The sequence below is a fragment of the Ruegeria sp. CDSA034 genome, assembly GCF_059612275.1.
Genome location: NZ_JBXWQH010000024.1, coordinates 1 through 15,038 on the forward strand (window position 1 = coordinate 1; position 15,038 = coordinate 15,038).

At 55.7% G+C, this 15,038-nt stretch carries 15 protein-coding genes; 9 read left to right on the top strand and 6 right to left on the bottom strand.

What is annotated here, in order from left to right; genetic code table 11:
• Nucleotides 1-88: 88 nt before the first annotated feature.
• Together AC2FLJ_RS22565 and AC2FLJ_RS22570 are read left to right on the top strand one after the other, a co-directional pair.
• Nucleotides 89-1,366 carry a glycerate kinase type-2 family protein gene (locus AC2FLJ_RS22565; protein WP_496700139.1) on the top strand — a complete coding sequence of 426 codons (1,278 nt, stop codon included), beginning with the start codon at nucleotides 89-91 and terminating at the stop codon, nucleotides 1,364-1,366.
• Between the two features lie 340 nt (nucleotides 1,367-1,706).
• On the top strand, nucleotides 1,707-2,336 hold the full coding sequence (locus tag AC2FLJ_RS22570) for a helix-turn-helix domain-containing protein (RefSeq protein WP_108861051.1): 630 nt from the start codon (nucleotides 1,707-1,709) through the stop codon (nucleotides 2,334-2,336).
• On the opposite strand, the gene AC2FLJ_RS22575 is transcribed toward AC2FLJ_RS22570, so the two are convergent.
• Genes AC2FLJ_RS22575 through AC2FLJ_RS22595 form a run of 5 tightly spaced genes read right to left on the bottom strand, consistent with a single transcriptional unit; the run spans nucleotide 2,314 to nucleotide 6,673 of the window.
• Complete coding sequence (locus AC2FLJ_RS22575) at nucleotides 2,314-2,811, bottom strand: GNAT family N-acetyltransferase (protein ID WP_282169683.1); 498 nt, start codon at nucleotides 2,809-2,811, stop codon at nucleotides 2,314-2,316. The genes AC2FLJ_RS22570 and AC2FLJ_RS22575 overlap by 23 nt on opposite strands.
• A 24-nt stretch (nucleotides 2,812-2,835) precedes the next feature.
• Complete coding sequence (locus tag AC2FLJ_RS22580) at nucleotides 2,836-3,903, bottom strand: heme-dependent oxidative N-demethylase family protein (RefSeq protein WP_282119225.1); 1,068 nt, start codon at nucleotides 3,901-3,903, stop codon at nucleotides 2,836-2,838.
• Nucleotides 3,904-3,916: 13 nt separating this feature from the next.
• On the bottom strand, nucleotides 3,917-4,879 hold the full coding sequence (locus tag AC2FLJ_RS22585) for a PDR/VanB family oxidoreductase (protein ID WP_109310841.1): 963 nt from the start codon (nucleotides 4,877-4,879) through the stop codon (nucleotides 3,917-3,919).
• Complete coding sequence (locus AC2FLJ_RS22590; protein WP_109310840.1) at nucleotides 4,876-5,472, bottom strand: dimethylamine monooxygenase subunit DmmA family protein; 597 nt, start codon at nucleotides 5,470-5,472, stop codon at nucleotides 4,876-4,878. The genes AC2FLJ_RS22585 and AC2FLJ_RS22590 overlap by 4 nt, the downstream gene beginning before the upstream one ends.
• A 55-nt stretch (nucleotides 5,473-5,527) precedes the next feature.
• Nucleotides 5,528-6,673 carry an aminomethyl transferase family protein gene (locus AC2FLJ_RS22595; RefSeq protein WP_496700131.1) on the bottom strand — a complete coding sequence of 382 codons (1,146 nt, stop codon included), beginning with the start codon at nucleotides 6,671-6,673 and terminating at the stop codon, nucleotides 5,528-5,530.
• A 340-nt stretch (nucleotides 6,674-7,013) separates the two neighbouring features.
• Between AC2FLJ_RS22595 and AC2FLJ_RS22600 the strand changes: the two genes are divergently transcribed.
• The 6 genes from AC2FLJ_RS22600 to glnT all read left to right on the top strand — a co-directional run bounded on the left by AC2FLJ_RS22600 (nucleotide 7,014) and on the right by glnT (nucleotide 13,137).
• Nucleotides 7,014-8,390, top strand: a complete 1,377-nt coding sequence (locus AC2FLJ_RS22600) for an ammonium transporter (RefSeq protein WP_496707757.1) — start codon at nucleotides 7,014-7,016, stop codon at nucleotides 8,388-8,390.
• A gap of 11 nt (nucleotides 8,391-8,401) precedes the next feature.
• Nucleotides 8,402-8,617: a hypothetical protein gene (locus tag AC2FLJ_RS22605; RefSeq protein WP_108861028.1), complete on the top strand. Its 216-nt coding sequence runs from the start codon at nucleotides 8,402-8,404 to the stop codon at nucleotides 8,615-8,617.
• Between the two features lie 147 nt (nucleotides 8,618-8,764).
• Nucleotides 8,765-9,694, top strand: coding sequence for a class II glutamine amidotransferase (locus tag AC2FLJ_RS22610; RefSeq protein WP_496707759.1), 930 nt, complete (start codon nucleotides 8,765-8,767; stop codon nucleotides 9,692-9,694).
• A 1-nt stretch (nucleotide 9,695) separates the two neighbouring features.
• Complete coding sequence (locus AC2FLJ_RS22615; RefSeq protein ID WP_108861026.1) at nucleotides 9,696-10,379, top strand: GltB/FmdC/FwdC-like GXGXG domain-containing protein; 684 nt, start codon at nucleotides 9,696-9,698, stop codon at nucleotides 10,377-10,379.
• Nucleotides 10,380-10,399: 20 nt separating this feature from the next.
• Nucleotides 10,400-11,728 carry an FMN-binding glutamate synthase family protein gene (locus tag AC2FLJ_RS22620; protein WP_496707764.1) on the top strand — a complete coding sequence of 443 codons (1,329 nt, stop codon included), beginning with the start codon at nucleotides 10,400-10,402 and terminating at the stop codon, nucleotides 11,726-11,728.
• Between the two features lie 80 nt (nucleotides 11,729-11,808).
• Complete coding sequence (glnT, locus tag AC2FLJ_RS22625) at nucleotides 11,809-13,137, top strand: type III glutamate--ammonia ligase (protein WP_496707761.1); 1,329 nt, start codon at nucleotides 11,809-11,811, stop codon at nucleotides 13,135-13,137.
• 398 nt (nucleotides 13,138-13,535) lie between these two features.
• Here glnT and AC2FLJ_RS22630 read toward each other — a convergent pair whose 3' ends face one another.
• Complete coding sequence (locus tag AC2FLJ_RS22630) at nucleotides 13,536-13,955, bottom strand: group II truncated hemoglobin (protein ID WP_496700127.1); 420 nt, start codon at nucleotides 13,953-13,955, stop codon at nucleotides 13,536-13,538.
• Nucleotides 13,956-14,084: 129 nt separating this feature from the next.
• Between AC2FLJ_RS22630 and AC2FLJ_RS22635 the strand changes: the two genes are divergently transcribed.
• Complete coding sequence (locus AC2FLJ_RS22635; RefSeq protein WP_282119218.1) at nucleotides 14,085-14,930, top strand: DMT family transporter; 846 nt, start codon at nucleotides 14,085-14,087, stop codon at nucleotides 14,928-14,930.
• The last annotated feature ends 108 nt before the right edge of the window (nucleotides 14,931-15,038 follow it).

Sequence of the window (15,038 nt, forward strand, 5' to 3'; positions counted from 1 at the left end):
GATGGTCGCCTGATCGACTATGCCTCGATCCGTCAGGCCGAAGTACTGGTCGAAAAGGCTAGTCAAATCGCAGCGGCGTGAACCTGTAGTGCCGGGCCATTCAACAACAACGCTTCGCACCACTGCTTCGGTTATCTTTGCCGAGGCAGTGTCGGCAGCGGACCCAGCAACTGCCCTGCGCCGCAAGTTATGCGTCGCTCCACTGCCAACACCTGCAAGTGGCGGGCGCAGCGTCCTGATTGCGGTCGGGAAGGCTGCGCCCAAAATGCTGTCAGAGGCGTTGCAACACGTTGAAGGCCCGCATGTAGCTTTGGCTGTAACACATGCTGAAAATCAGACGGATGTATCCGGCGCGACCGTCTTAACAAGCGGGCATCCCATCCCCGATGAGCGTGGGTTGAAAGCCGGGCGGCAGATTGTGTCTTTGCTCAGCGAAGCATGGGAACATGATCAGGTCATTGCGCTAATCTCGGGCGGGGGATCAGCACTTATCCCCGCCCCCGTCAGCGGCCTGACCCTATCGGACAAGATACGGGTTAACGAAGTGCTTCTATCCTCGGGGTTGGGTATCACTCAGATAAATCTGATACGCCAGCAACTCAGCCAACTTAAGGGCGGCGGGTTTCTGAAACATTCGGCTCCAGCGCCGGTCACGGCTTACATTCTTTCGGATGTAATCGGGGATGACCTGCGGGCTGTTGCCAGTGGCCCGACCGTTTCCCCTATCGGCAGCCATGCAGACGCGCGCAGAACTTGCATCGAAAACGGCCTATGGCATGAGTTGCCCAAAGCAGTCCGCACGTATCTGGAACACAGTATTCCTGATCAGAGGCTTAGTGCTCAAGCCACCAACCACCTGATCGGCTCTAATCGGATAAGCCTGCAGGCTGCACACGGTTGCGCGTCTCGATCATTCGACGCCGAGATCGTCTCGGATGCGTTAACCTGCAATGTGGACGATGCCGCAGAACAAATTTTGCATGCGACCCGATCCGTGACCGTGGATCGACCGAAAGCCCTGCTGTTTGGCGGTGAGACAACTGTCCGGCTGCGTGGCTCAGGGTGGGGCGGTCGAAATCAGGAATTGGCATTGCGTCTCGCCTATATGACTCAGGAACAGAAAATACCGGGCAACTGGGTTTTTCTCAGCGGTGGCACGGATGGCCGGGATGGACCAACCACAGCGGCGGGAGCCATAGTAGATGCTGGCACTGTCTGTCGGATACGTAATGCCGGGAAGGATCCAGTGGCTTTACTGTCCAACAATGACAGTAATTCCGCGTTGTCATTAGCAGGTGATCTCCTGCAAACCGGGGCGACCGGAACCAATGTGGCGGACATACAGATTATGCTGCTGGTACCATAAACCTAAGACTATTTGTTACACTCGGTCCCGAGTTTGGATCTGACAAAAGCCGCAGATGTCGGGTTCAAGAGATCAATAAAACGCCTCTTGCCCGGCGCGATTGTCGCGGCACGCAGAGGTTCGAACAAAGATGCCAGGCTCGCTATCGGAAAGCCGACAAACAGTGGAATTCTGATCCCTGGCCTTTTTTCTGTCAGCATGATTATTTTACTATCAGGAAAACTTTGATGCTATGATGCTCCGAATGGATTGGGTTTTCCGCTGCTCCTGCTTGCAGAACCAGTTTCGACAAGTGTAGCTAGACATTGAAAGAGTGAAATTGAAAAAACGCGATAAAGAAATGGCGGCAAATCTGACTCAGGACCCACATTCCGTTCGTTCGGGTAACAGAGAAAAAGTTCTTGAAGTTGCCATCGGCCGCGAGGTTCGCGCCTTTCGCAAGCAGCAGGAAATAACCGTCGCGGAGCTTGCCCAGCTAACCGGTTTGTCGATCGGCATGCTGTCAAAGATCGAAAATGGAAATACGTCACCCTCCTTGACGACCTTGCAGTCATTGGCGGATGCACTGTCGGTTCCTTTGACAAGTTTTTTCAGACAGTTCGAAGAACGCCGGGAGGCGGTTCATACAAAAGCAGGTGAAGGTGTCGAACTGGAGCGTGAAGGAACACGCGCCAACCATCAATATAATCTTTTGGGGCACATAGGCGCCAACGGATCAGGCGTAATCGTGGAACCCTATCTGATCACCCTGACTGCTAAATCCGATGTGTTTCCAACATTCCAACATGGTGGCATCGAGACGATTTACATGCTGGAGGGAGAAGTGGATTACCGCCATGGGGACCAGATTTACGCCCTGAAACCAGGTGATACCCTGTTCTTTGACGCGGATTCACCCCATGGCCCGGAACGGTTGGTTAATCTGCCGGCCCGCTACATATCGGTGATCAGCTATCCGCAGACAAACTGATCGTCTTGCGCAATAGGAAATCCGTGGGTCTGTCATAGCCTTCATGGCTGCCCGTATTCACGATCGTGAACCCAAGCCTTGAAAAAACACGATGGTTTTCAGTAAGTTCCACGCGTGTTTCCAGTTCCAGCGCAGGCAGACCAAGCTCAGTTGCACGGCTTGCAGCATGATCCACCAACGTGCGGCAGATACCTTGCCCCCGCAGTCCTTCCTGAACTGCAAGCTTCCCCAAGTACAGGCTGTCGGGTTTGGGCGTCAGAAACATACATGCGAACAGCGGTCGGCCGATGGCCCAGATTTCACCACCATCCTTACAGTGCTCCCGCATCCCTTCCACCGTCAGCCTATGGATAGAAGACGGAGGGTCGATCCGGGCATCCATGAATTGAAATGACGCACGAAGCAGCGCAAGCGCGTCATATAATGCAAAGTCATCGCTCGGAATTAGCCAAGGCGTGAAGTCCGGATCAGTCATTTGAGCAACGGCACTTCACAATACTCACTTCGACAAAGGCGGTTCCGTTTCCAAGTCCGGCCAAATCCCCGGCGATGTGGGTAACCCGTCGTCAAACTGGCTGAGATAGTCCAGCATCATCGGACGGTTGTCGATGAACCCCTTATAAGTTGCCAGCTCTTCAGGCAGGTCCCGAATAACCCGGTGCAGACGGCGCCCCCATTTGGGAACAGTCATCAGATCCTGAAAACTGCACAGATAGCAGCGGATCGGGAACACCAGCGCATTGGAGCGCGGCAGACGGAAGAACGTCTGCAACTCGACCCGCAGATGCTGCTTGTGAGCAATGTTTTCAGGCGTCAGCGTGGTCTTTTGAATGCCCCATTTGTGATAGTTTTCCGGACTTGTATCCAGCAAAGGATTCACCGTCATGGTCCAGTTGAGACGCCGCGCAGGGGCGCCCTGCTGGATATTCAGCAAGAACTTCAGCGCGCGCTGGAAAATACCCATTTCATGGGCCTTCGGAACCGGCGCGTGCCATTCGAAAAAGTTCATGCCGATGTCGAAATCCAGGCTCCAATCGGCTTGTGTTGTCACCATGCCGGCGTCCATCCACAGCATCTCATCACGCTGATCCAGCACGGCGAAATCGCCCTGAGCTTGTCGCGTGATGTATTCCATCGGCCCATAAGGCAGCGTGGTTTCATCCATGAAGGTAAAGCTGTGATCGATGCCCATTGGCTTGTTGATCCAACGCCACTGATTGCCGTTGCGATGCAACTCGAACAGATCAGGATAGTCTTCGGACTTGCTAACCATGATCAATTCCAACAAGTCCCATCCGGCCAATGTCATATGCGGCAGAGACTGACAGCGCAGCGGGTCCTGATCCAGAACCATCGCGCGGTCTTTCATCTCTGAGACGTAGTGCTCGTCCACATCGAACCGCATCTCATAGACTGATCCCTCTGGCCCACCGCGATGTTGTTCCATGTTGACCGAATACATGTAGCTGTCTTCGTGAAATGGGAACGGAAAGCGTTTGATCGCCCAGTCCGAGTTGTGGAACGTATAGTCGTCGCGGAAGGACTCGTCGTTGAATTGAATGGTCATGGTGGGCCTCCTCTCAGCGGTCCAGCACGAGGGACTTGCCCTCGAAACGCGATACGCAGGGCATGATTTTCTTGCCCGATGCCTTTTCTTCGTCGGTCAGCCAGTGATCGCGGTGCACAAAGTTGCCGTCGTGATCCAGCACGACGGTTTCACACTGACCGCAGGCTCCGCCACGACACAGATAGGGCGCATCCACACCTTCGCGTTCTATGGCTTCCAGAAGGCTCTCGTTCTCGCCCACATGAACGACTTTGTCTGACGCTGCCAAACGCACTTCGAACGGTTTACCGGGCTGAGGCGCCAGGAACTCTTCGTAATGCACGCAATCTTCGGGCCAGCCTTCAGCAGCGGCCGTGTTGCGCACCCAGTCGATCATGCCCTTGGGGCCGCAGACATAGACATGCGTGCCCAGAGGTTGCCCGCTCAGCAAGTTCTCCAGATCAATCTGCTGGTTCTGGTCGTCGTAATACAGATGCGTCTCATTGGGATGCCGGTCGGTCAGTTGGTCCGCATAAGATGCCAGCGCGTGATTGCGGCAGGCATAATGCAGCTCCCAATGCCCATGCAGCAGTTCAAGTTGTTTGATCTGCGCCAGAAACGGGGTGATCCCGATTCCACCGGCCAGAAACAGGTGCTTGCGGGCACGCAAATCGAGCGAGAACAGGTTGACCGGATAGCTGATGGTCATTTCGTCGCCCAACTTGACCTGGCGGTGCATGAATAGCGAACCACCCCTGCCCTCATCATCACGCCGAACCGAAATGGTGTAGGATGACTGATCAAACGGGTCCGACATCAGCGAATATGGGTTGAGCCGCGTGATGCCACCATCCTGCATTTCGACGACCGTATGGGCCCCGCCCGAAAAGGTCGGCAACTGGCCTCCGTCAATACGTTCGAACCGGAACCGCGTCACCAACTCGTTCAGCGGCGTGATCTCGGTCACTTTGACCTGGATTTTCTCGGCGCCACTCATTCGTAAATCCCCTTCGGCTCGGGCACGTTACCATGATCTTCGGCATCCACGCGGACACCCTGATAGGCGGCAAGACGGCGGGAATAGTGATCGCGCACGAACAGGTTCAGCCCGCAATGCGCACAGACAAACGGGTCAACCTCAACATCTTCGGTGATGCCTTTGCAATGCACGCATTGCATTCGGCGCGCGACCGATCCGCGATGTTCGGTCTGAATTGCCTTGTGCGGCAGGCCTACGGCCATCACCTCGTTCATGGCCTGACCCATCATGCCCTCAGAGCCGGTCAGGTAGACCTGCAACCCCATATGCGCGTCTTCCAAAACGCGGCGAATGCGCTGCAGCGAGGCTTCATAGGATGGACCTTCGTAGAATTGCGCCGGCTTCAGTGCCTGCAGTCGCTCAACGTAATCTGTTCCCTTGGGAATATAGATCAGATGGGTTTTGGCCATCAGGTCGGGTGTCGCGATGGCAAGAACGGCTTCGGCCCCTTCGGCCTCAGCGATCATGAGATGATGTTCACCTGAGCGAACCTCTAGCGTGCCCCAGACCGGGCGGCTTGCGATTGACTTGGGAAATTCGAACTTTGACATTGTGCCCTCAAATAGGAAAAGGGCGCCACGGTGTGTCCGTCGCGCCCTCTGAAACTCAGCCCTTTGCGGTTCGGATAGATTTGTCCTGATCGTAGAACGGCATTTCTTCCGCAGTCGCCGCTATTTCTGTCCCATCACCGTTGCGCACTGTCAATTTGGTGCCGGGTGAGGCACAGGCGACCGGCATACGGGCGATACCCACGTTGTGCCCGTTGATTTCGGAATACATGCCAAAGGTGACAACTCCGACCTTTTCGCCGTTTTGCAGCAGGTCCGCACCCTCATCCGCAGGGGTCGTGCCGTCAAGCTTGACGCCGTAGATCTTGAACCGTTCTTTGCCTTGCGCGGCATAGTGGTTCTCGGCCCCAATAAATCCGGTTTTACCGGGTGAGACTGTAAATTCCAGGCCCAGTTCCCAAAGTGTATCGCCGCAGGTTTCGCCGTCGAACGGGTAGGTTTCCGAATTGTCGCCCGGATAAAACAGCAAGTAGCTTTCGGTGCGCAGCAGATCGAGCGTCGAAAACTGGACCGGGACGATGCCCATATCCTTACCCTCGGCCAGAATGCTATCCCACAGATGCACCGCGTGTTTAGCTTGGCAGAAGATCTCATACCCGCGCTCACCGGTGTAACCGGTCCGCGATATCATAACCGGGCAGCCATAGAGTTTGGTTTGCATGATGCCGAAATAGGCCAGATCCCGAATTCCGGGGATGTGCTTGGCCAGCAAATCAACGGCCACTGGTCCCTGAAGCGACATGTCGTGCATGTCGTCGTCAAAAATGACCGCGCAGTTTTTGCCCGCCGCCACCGACGTCAGCTGCTCCATGCCCGTACCGGTGCCGTGCACCACAAGCCATGTGTTCACCGACAGGCGATAGATGATGCAATCGTCAACGAATTTACCTTCGGCATTCAGGATCGAGGCATAGGTCGAACGACCCGGCATGATCTTTTCCACGTTCCGCGTGGTGACCCGATCAATGACATAGGCGGCATCTTCGCCGACCACGTGAACCTTTTTCAGGCCGGAAACATCCATGAGGCCCGCCTTGGTGCGGATTGCCTCATAATCAGCTTTGGCGCGTTCTGGGCTGTGGTCATAGAACCATGCGGTTCCCATGCCGTTCCAGTCCTCAAGTTCGCCGCCGATCTCGGCATGGCGCTGCGCAAGGGCGGACGTCCTCCAAAGAATGGCCATGGTTCAGCTCTCCCGTTGATTGCTTTTTGTTGCCTATATTGAGGCCGATGTCAGATTGAAAATCAACACCTCTGTGCAGATTATTTTCCTGTTGGGAATATTTGCCTTCAAATTCTGAACCCTTAGGCGGGGGTTTAGAGTTGAAGAAAACCTCTTATTTTCATGGCTAATAGGCAGTTTTCGACCCTTCAAATTGAGAATGCGACACCACCGTTAAAGATGTTTGCCCCACATATCTATTGACAGGTGCCCCACGAGATTGTCCCCTGAGTAGATAAAATTTCCCAGCAGGAAAACTCCGCAGAGAGACCTCCTGCTGCAACAACAGGGAGACTACGAAGTGGATGGCAATTTAAATGCTCTCACGACGATCTTTACCGAGTTCTACTACTGGGTAACTGTCGTTTTCATGTTCCTCATCCATGTGGGCTTTTGCATGTACGAAGTCGGCGCAAGTCGTGCCCGTAACCATATGCACACATTGATGAAAAACATCATGATCATCCCTCTGGTGACGGTCACGTTCTTCTTCTTTGGATGGTGGATCTACTGGGCGTTTCCAAACTTTCCGTTCTGGGGCGGTCTGGACACTGAAGCGGGCGCAGCGAATCTGCCTTGGGCCGATACGATGGCGACCAATGTTAGTGACAGAATCACTGGCGTTTTCTGGGCGGCATTCCTGCTGTTCTCTTGGACGGCAGCCTCGATCGTTTCGGGTTCCGTGATCGAACGGATCAGGTCTTCGGCGCTCTGGGTTCATGCGGTCATGATCGGATCGGTCTGGTGGATCATCGACGCTGCGTGGGGCTGGCACTACGGCGGCTGGATGGTTCGCATTCTCGGCTACCATGATGCATACGCTTCCGGTGTAATTCACGCAATTGCAGGCGGTTACGCATTGGGCGTGATCATGGTTTTGGGCCCGCGCCTAGGCAAGTTCGCCAAGGACGGTACACCACGGGACATTCCTCCGCACAATCCGTGGCTACTGACGATCGGTATCTTCCTGATCTACACTGGTTTCTGGGGCTTCTATGCCGCGTGCAACGTGCCAGTGATTTCACCTGAAGGGATCGATGGGCAGATCACTGGCGTCACCTGGACAGCTACCAATATCTATCTGGCTCCGACGACCCTGTCGGCGATCACCTTCAACTTCCTGATGTCGCTGTCCGGCGGTCTGATGGCGGCTTATGTGATCTCGAAAGGTGATGCGTTCTGGACCTTCTCAGGCGGGCTGGCCGGAATTATCACCGCCTCGGCCGGAAACGATTTGTATCATCCGATTCAGGCAATGATCATTGCCGCGATCGGCGTCGTGATCGTGTACAAGCTGCACTACTGGGTAGAACGCCGGTTCAAGCTGGATGATGCGGTGGGCGCCGTTGCTGTGCACGGTTATGCCGGGGTTGTTGGCCTGGTGATTTCAGGCTTTGTCCTCTGGGGTGTGCCATCTTCGCCGTACGAAGGATACGCAACAATCAACCCGATCGGTCAAATCACCGGTGCGGTCATCATGTTCTTTGTTCTTGGCTTCCTACCTGGCTGGGCTCTGGCCAAGATGCAGGCGGCCGCAGGTGTGCTTCGCATCCCGGAAGAGGTTGAACTGCAGGGCCTCGATTACGCCGAGCACCACGCCTACGAAGATGCCAAGGCAGCGATCATTGAAGCTGACAAACAGGAATTGGCTGCCCGTGCTGGCGCGGCAGCGAAGTAAAGGAGAAAGACATGTCTACGAATGGATACACAAGCTGGGCTGTCGATCTTGCCGAGGTCGGTCCGATCTACCCCTTCCAAGGCTACGAAGTTCTGATGGTCATCATTGGCGTGGTCTTCTGGATCGGCTGGCATCGCATTCAGTTTGTCCGGGAAGGTGAGCACCTTGAGAAGGCCCGCCACACCGGCGACGAAGAGAAGGTGAAGGCACAGCTGGAACGATACTGATCCAGCTTTAAGAGCTGGCAATGGGCGTGCAATCAGAGATCACGTCCATTGCCTCTTAGGAAAAAAACTTTCCTACTATTATTGATGTCCCCCAATTTTGTTGATACCGTCGAATCATAGTGAAACACACAAGGAGATCTGCCAGCCATGTGCGGAATTGTTGGATTATTCCTCAAAGACCAGTCTCTTGCGCCCCAACTGGGTAACATGCTGACGGACATGCTGATTACGATGACAGACCGCGGCCCCGATAGTGCCGGTATCGCGATCTATGGCGCAGAGTCGGCAGGCAAAATCAAGATTACAGTCCAGTCGCCCAACCCCGATGCTGACTTTGTCGGCCTGGCTGATGAGCTGGGTGAAAAGCTGGGCGCAACGGTTGGTCAGACAAACAACGACACACACACCGTTCTTGAAATTTCCGCCGGTCAGTTCGAAGCCGCACGCGCTGCGCTGGCCGAAATCCGCCCGTCGGTTCGGATCATGAGCCGCGGCGAAAGCCTCGAAATCTACAAGGAAGTTGGCCTGCCCAAGGATGTTGCAGACCGATTTAACCTCAACGGTATGAGCGGCACCCATGGCATTGGGCATACTCGTATGGCGACCGAATCCGCCGTGACGACAATGGGCGCACATCCGTTCAACACCGGCCCCGATCAGTGTCTGGTCCACAATGGATCGCTGTCCAACCACAACTCGTTGCGCCGCAAACTGCGCCGTGAAGGTGTGGTTATCCAGACCGAGAACGACACCGAAGTGGGTGCCGCATATCTGACATGGAAAATGATGAACGGCGCAACACTGGGTGAGGCTCTGGAGACCAGCATTGATGATCTGGACGGTTTCTTCACCTTTGTTGTTGGCACCAAAGACGGGTTTGGTGTCGTACGTGACCCGATTGCCTGTAAGCCCGCCGTGATGGCCGAAACAGACCAATATGTGGCCTTTGGCAGCGAATACCGTGCTTTGGTGAACCTGCCGGGGATAGAAGACGCCCGGGTTTGGGAGCCTGAACCCTCCACCGTATATTTCTGGTCGCACAACGACAGCCCCACAACCCACGAAAAGGCCGCCTGATATGCAGACCTATGATCTAGAGGCAGACGGGCTGCGCGGATTGAACTCGTCCCTGCAGGCGCAAAACGCCGAGACCAACCAAACACGCTGGGAAATTGTAAACCCGAAGGGCAGCCATGCAATCGCCGTTGGGTTGGACGCGCCGATTGAGGTGACGGTCAAAGGTTCGACCGGGTATTATTGCGCAGGCATGAACCAGCAAGCGACCATAAAGGTCGAAGGCTCTGTTGGTCCGGGCGTTGCCGAAAACATGATGTCCGGTCAAGTCATCGTCGATGGTGACGCCAGCCAATACGCCGGAGCGACCGGCCACGGCGGGTTGCTGGTAATCAAAGGTAATGCCAGCTCGCGCTGCGGCATCTCAATGAAAGGGATCGATATCGTCGTGCATGGCAACATCGGCCACATGTCCGCCTTCATGGCACAGGACGGCAATCTGGTTGTCTGCGGGGACGCAGGAGATGCGCTGGGGGATTCACTCTACGAAGCCCGACTGTTCGTGCGTGGTTCGGTCAAGAGCCTCGGCGCCGATTGCATCGAGAAGGACATGCGTCCCGAGCATCTGGATATCCTGAGGGATCTTCTGGCCCGCGCGGGCAGCGACGCAAAGCCAGAAGAGTTCAAACGCTATGGTTCGGCCCGTCAGCTTTATAATTTCGACGTTGATAACGCCGCCGCTTACTGAGGAAGAAGGGTATGAAAGATATGGACGATCAGATCCCCCGCACCCTGCCGATCCAGTCGGCGACATTTTCCAACCCGATCAATGCTGAGATCCGTCGCGCCGCTGCGACCGGCATCTATGACATTCGAGGTGGGGGAGCCAAACGGAAAGTACCTCATTTCGACGATCTGCTGTTTCTGGGTGCGTCGGTATCACGCTATCCGTTGGAGGGCTATCGCGAACGTTGCGATACCTCAGTAACGTTGGGCACGCGCTTTGCCAAAAAGCCGATCGAGCTTGATATCCCGATCACCATCGCGGGCATGAGTTTTGGTGCCCTTTCCGGCCCGGCGAAAGAAGCTCTGGGCCGCGGCGCATCCGCAGCGGGCACGTCAACCACCACCGGTGATGGTGGCATGACGCCAGAGGAACGCGGCCATTCAACCAAGCTGGTCTATCAGTATTTGCCTTCGCGTTACGGCATGAACCCGAACGATCTGCGCAAGGCTGATGCAATTGAGATTGTGGTTGGCCAAGGCGCTAAACCCGGTGGCGGCGGTATGCTGCTAGGTCAGAAGATCAGCGACCGCGTGGCCGAGATGCGAACCCTGCCCAAGGGTATCGACCAGCGCTCGGCCTGTCGCCATCCCGACTGGACTGGCCCGGACGATCTTGAGATCAAGATCCTCGAACTGCGCGAGATCACTGACTGGCAAGTGCCGATCTATGTCAAAGTTGGCGCAACACGCCCCTACTACGACACTGCTTTGGCCGTAAAAGCTGGCGCGGACGTTGTCGTCATGGATGGGATGCAGGGCGGCACCGCTGCCACGCAAGACGTATTCATCGAACATGTAGGTCTGCCGACGCTGTCCTGTATCCGCCCCGCCGTGCAAGCGCTGCAGGATCTGGGTGTGCATCGTGAGGTGCAGCTGGTTATCTCGGGCGGTATCCGCACCGGGGCCGATGTGGCCAAGGCTTTGGCGCTGGGTGCAGATGCGGTTGCTATCGGCACGGCCGCTCTGGTTGCCCTCGGGGACAACGATCCCAAGTGGGAATCCGAGTACCAGAAGTTGGGCACGACAACCGGTGCCTATGATGACTGGCACGAAGGACAGGACCCGGCTGGTATTACCACGCAGGATCCCGAACTGGCCGCACGTCTGGACTCGGTCGATGCGGGCCGCAGGCTGCGTAACTACCTGAAAGTTATGACGCTTGAGGCGCAGACCATCGCGCGCGCCTGTGGGCACAATCACCTGCACAACCTCGAGCCCGAGGACTTGTGTGCCCTGACAATGGAGGCCGCCGCAATGGCGCGGGTGCCGCTGGCGGGAACCAGTTGGTACCCCGGTAAGGAAGGGTTCTGAATAGATGCTGCGCGGCTCCTTGATGGGGGCCGCGTTTTTGCTTTGAAAAACTAAAATTCAACAGGGAAAGGAAAGCAATCGTGACGATAGATCTCGCAGCTTTCGCAAAAGAAAAAGGCGTCAAATACTTCATGATCTCGTTCACCGATCTGTTCGGTGGACAGCGGGCCAAACTGGTGCCCGCACAGGCGATTGCTGACATGCAGGAAGATGGCGCAGGCTTTGCTGGGTTCGCCACCTGGCTGGACATGACGCCGGCCCATCCTGACATGCTGGCGGTGCCGGATCCGTCCTCGGTCATACAACTGCCATGGAAGCCCGAAGTGGCCTGGGTCGCCGGGAATTGCGTGATGGAAGACAAGGATGTGGCGCAGGCCCCGCGCAACGTTTTGCGCCGCCTGATTGACGAAGCCGCAAGCGAGGGCATGCATGTCAAAACCGGTATCGAGGCTGAGTTCTTTCTGCTGACCCCGGATGGCGAACAAATCAGCGATCCGTTCGATACTGCCGAAAAGCCCTGTTACGACCAGCAGGCGGTTATGCGTCGCTATGATGTGGTGCGAGAGATCTGTGATTACATGCTGGAATTGGGCTGGGGTCCCTACCAGAATGACCATGAGGACGCCAATGGCCAGTTCGAAATGAACTGGGAATTTGATGATGCGCTGCGTACCGCAGACAAGCACTCTTTCTTCAAGTTCATGACCAAATCCGTGGCCGAAAAGCACGGGCTTCGGGCGACCTTCATGCCGAAACCGGTCGAAGGTCTGACCGGAAATGGCTGTCATGCCCATATCTCGGTCTGGGATGCGCCGGGTGACGCCGCCAAAACCAACGTGTTTGCAGGCGAAGGCGACGGCCCTACCGGCGAAGTCGGGCTGGGCGAACGCGGAAAACACTTCCTTGGCGGCATCATGAAACACGCCTCCGCGCTGGCGGCAATTACCAATCCTACAGTGAACAGTTACAAACGTATCAACGCGCCGCGGACAATGTCGGGCGCGACATGGGCGCCCAATACAGTGACCTGGACAGGCAACAACCGGACGCACATGGTTCGCGTTCCCGGCCCCGGCCGGTTTGAGCTGCGTCTGCCCGATGGGGCGACCAACCCCTATCTGCTGCAAGCCGTGATCATCGCCGCTGGCCTGTCCGGTGTCCGGTCCAAAGCAGATCCGGGCAAACGTTGGGACATCGATATGTATGCCGAAGGCCACAAGGTGCGCGGTGCGCCGAAACTGCCTTTGAACATGCTTGATGCCCTGCGTGAGTACGACAAGGACAAAGACCTGAAAGCGATGATGGGTGCCGAGTTCTCATCCGCGTTTCTGAAAATGAAACATCAGGAATGGAACTCTTTCGTCTCTCACTTCTCACGCTGGGAAAAAGACAACACTTTGGACATCTAATCCGGATTGCAAGGTGGCAATTCTGGGCCGCGGCAAAAGCTGCGGCCCCGTTTTTTGAGGCCCCAAGTGGCTCGCCAGGAACGTTCTCAAGTTTCAGCATACGCAAGGCGAGTCTCGGCGCAGTTAATGACCACATCGCCAAGCATCAAGACGACACGCAGATCGTACACTTCTACAAAGGGCAATCTATTCCGCAACTGGGCGATTTTGACGTTTTGCTAGTGATGGGCGGCCCTATGGATGTTTGGGAGGTCAACGCCTGTCTTCGGCTAACGTTCCAAAAGCGAGCCATCAGAACGTGGGTGCATGTTCTCGATCGACCGTATTTTGGCAATAGTCATTGGCGTCAGCTTTGATTGGAACCGCAGAACACGTAACGTGATTTCTGTAAAGCGTCTTTACGTATACCCAGCATCTGCTTCCAACCGCCAATCTGGAACGTCATTGACCAGCATAAGCGCAGCCCGGCGAAGCGTCGCGCGCATCTTTGCCACAACCGGACCGGTCAATTCGCAATCCGCCAATGCGGCCTCGAAAGTATCCAGCCAAAGCTCTGCGTCGGCCTTCCGGATGGGAATATGCGCATGGATTTCGCGCAGATCCATGTGGCCGAAACGTTCACGATAATAGGCACGTCCGCCGAGAAACCCGCTGAGAAATTCAAATTGAGCCTGTCTGGTGTGGTTTAGCCCATGTCCCCGAAAATGCAGCCTGTGCAACGAATGCGCTGCCGGATCTGTTTCCATCCGGTCATAGAAACGCTCAACCAGAGCGCGCAGTTGGGTCTCACCACCAAGTTGCTCTATCGCAGATTCCATGTGCTGCCTTTCTGTATCTTTGGCACCTGTAATATTGCATACCAGGAAAATAAGTTTATCAACAGTGACATTCTGACATACTCATGCTCAGAAGCGGAACTAGGTGAAATCAGTGAGGGAGATGACGGATTGAACGCTCTGGTGCTTGGCCTTTTGGCGGCACTTTGCTGGGGAGTACACGATCTGGCAGTGCGCTATGTCAGCCAGTCTGTCAGTGTGATTGCTTCGCTCATGGCTGTGCTGGTTTCGGGCGCAGTGCTGCAACTTGGTTTGGTTGCGATGATGGGTGAAGTCGACCCAATTCCTGGCACGGCATTGATCAGCGCTGTTGCTGCAGGGGGGTGCTATCTGCTGGCGGGCGTCTGCATGTACGCCGCTTTTCAACGCGGCCCGGTCCGGCTGGTTGCTCCGATTGTTGCAAGCTATCCGGTGTTGTCCGTCTCACTGGCCATTTGGCGCGGCGCAACGGTCAGCCCATTACACTGGCTTGCCGTCATCGCGATTGGTGTTGGCGTTTCTGTTGTGGCTGCCCAATCTGAACGCGACGCAACCGAATACCCGGCAGCTGGCCCGACGGTGGTGCTATCGATACTTGCAGCAATCGGGTTCGCCGCCACCTTTGCGCTAGGACAATATGCAACCGAACATAATGACGAATACTCAATCTCCCTGGTTATTCGGCTGACGGCAGTATTTGCCCTAGGCATGATCGCCCTGGCATCCCGCAGATCAATCTGGCCCGGGCGGCGGGCTCTGCCTCTTCTCTGTGTCATGGGTGTTCTGGATGCTGTTGCCATCCTTTGCGTGATCGCGGCGGGCGGGTTGCCGAATGCGCAATTTGCCTCGGTGACAGCGTCCGTCTTTGGGCTGCTGACGGTTGTGTTGGCATGGGCTGTTTTGCGTGAAAAGATGATGCTACGCCAATGGCTTGGATGTTTGGTTGCGTTTGCGGGTATAGGCTATCTGGCGCTTTGAAGCGGGCATCCAAAGAGCTCTAAAAAAAGGAAAATTCAGTTTTGTTGGGGCGCATTTTTTGCGCCCCAGCGAAACAGGTCAGGCTGTGAGGCCTTCTGGTTCTGGCAG

Excerpts from the sequence above, each read along its gene's own strand:
- AC2FLJ_RS22575 (WP_282169683.1), bottom strand. The coding sequence starts at position 2,811 with ATGACTGATCCGGACTTCACGCCTTGGCTAATTCCGAGCGATGACTTT.
- AC2FLJ_RS22630 (WP_496700127.1), bottom strand. The coding sequence starts at position 13,955 with ATGGAATCTGCGATAGAGCAACTTGGTGGTGAGACCCAACTGCGCGCT.
- AC2FLJ_RS22585 (WP_109310841.1), bottom strand. The coding sequence starts at position 4,879 with ATGAGTGGCGCCGAGAAAATCCAGGTCAAAGTGACCGAGATCACGCCG.
- AC2FLJ_RS22570 (WP_108861051.1), top strand. The coding sequence starts at position 1,707 with ATGGCGGCAAATCTGACTCAGGACCCACATTCCGTTCGTTCGGGTAAC.
- AC2FLJ_RS22605 (WP_108861028.1), top strand. The coding sequence starts at position 8,402 with ATGTCTACGAATGGATACACAAGCTGGGCTGTCGATCTTGCCGAGGTC.
- AC2FLJ_RS22620 (WP_496707764.1), top strand. The coding sequence starts at position 10,400 with ATGGACGATCAGATCCCCCGCACCCTGCCGATCCAGTCGGCGACATTT.
- AC2FLJ_RS22590 (WP_109310840.1), bottom strand. The coding sequence starts at position 5,472 with ATGTCAAAGTTCGAATTTCCCAAGTCAATCGCAAGCCGCCCGGTCTGG.
- AC2FLJ_RS22595 (WP_496700131.1), bottom strand. The coding sequence starts at position 6,673 with ATGGCCATTCTTTGGAGGACGTCCGCCCTTGCGCAGCGCCATGCCGAG.
- AC2FLJ_RS22615 (WP_108861026.1), top strand. The coding sequence starts at position 9,696 with ATGCAGACCTATGATCTAGAGGCAGACGGGCTGCGCGGATTGAACTCG.
- AC2FLJ_RS22580 (WP_282119225.1), bottom strand. The coding sequence starts at position 3,903 with ATGACCATTCAATTCAACGACGAGTCCTTCCGCGACGACTATACGTTC.
- AC2FLJ_RS22610 (WP_496707759.1), top strand. The coding sequence starts at position 8,765 with ATGTGCGGAATTGTTGGATTATTCCTCAAAGACCAGTCTCTTGCGCCC.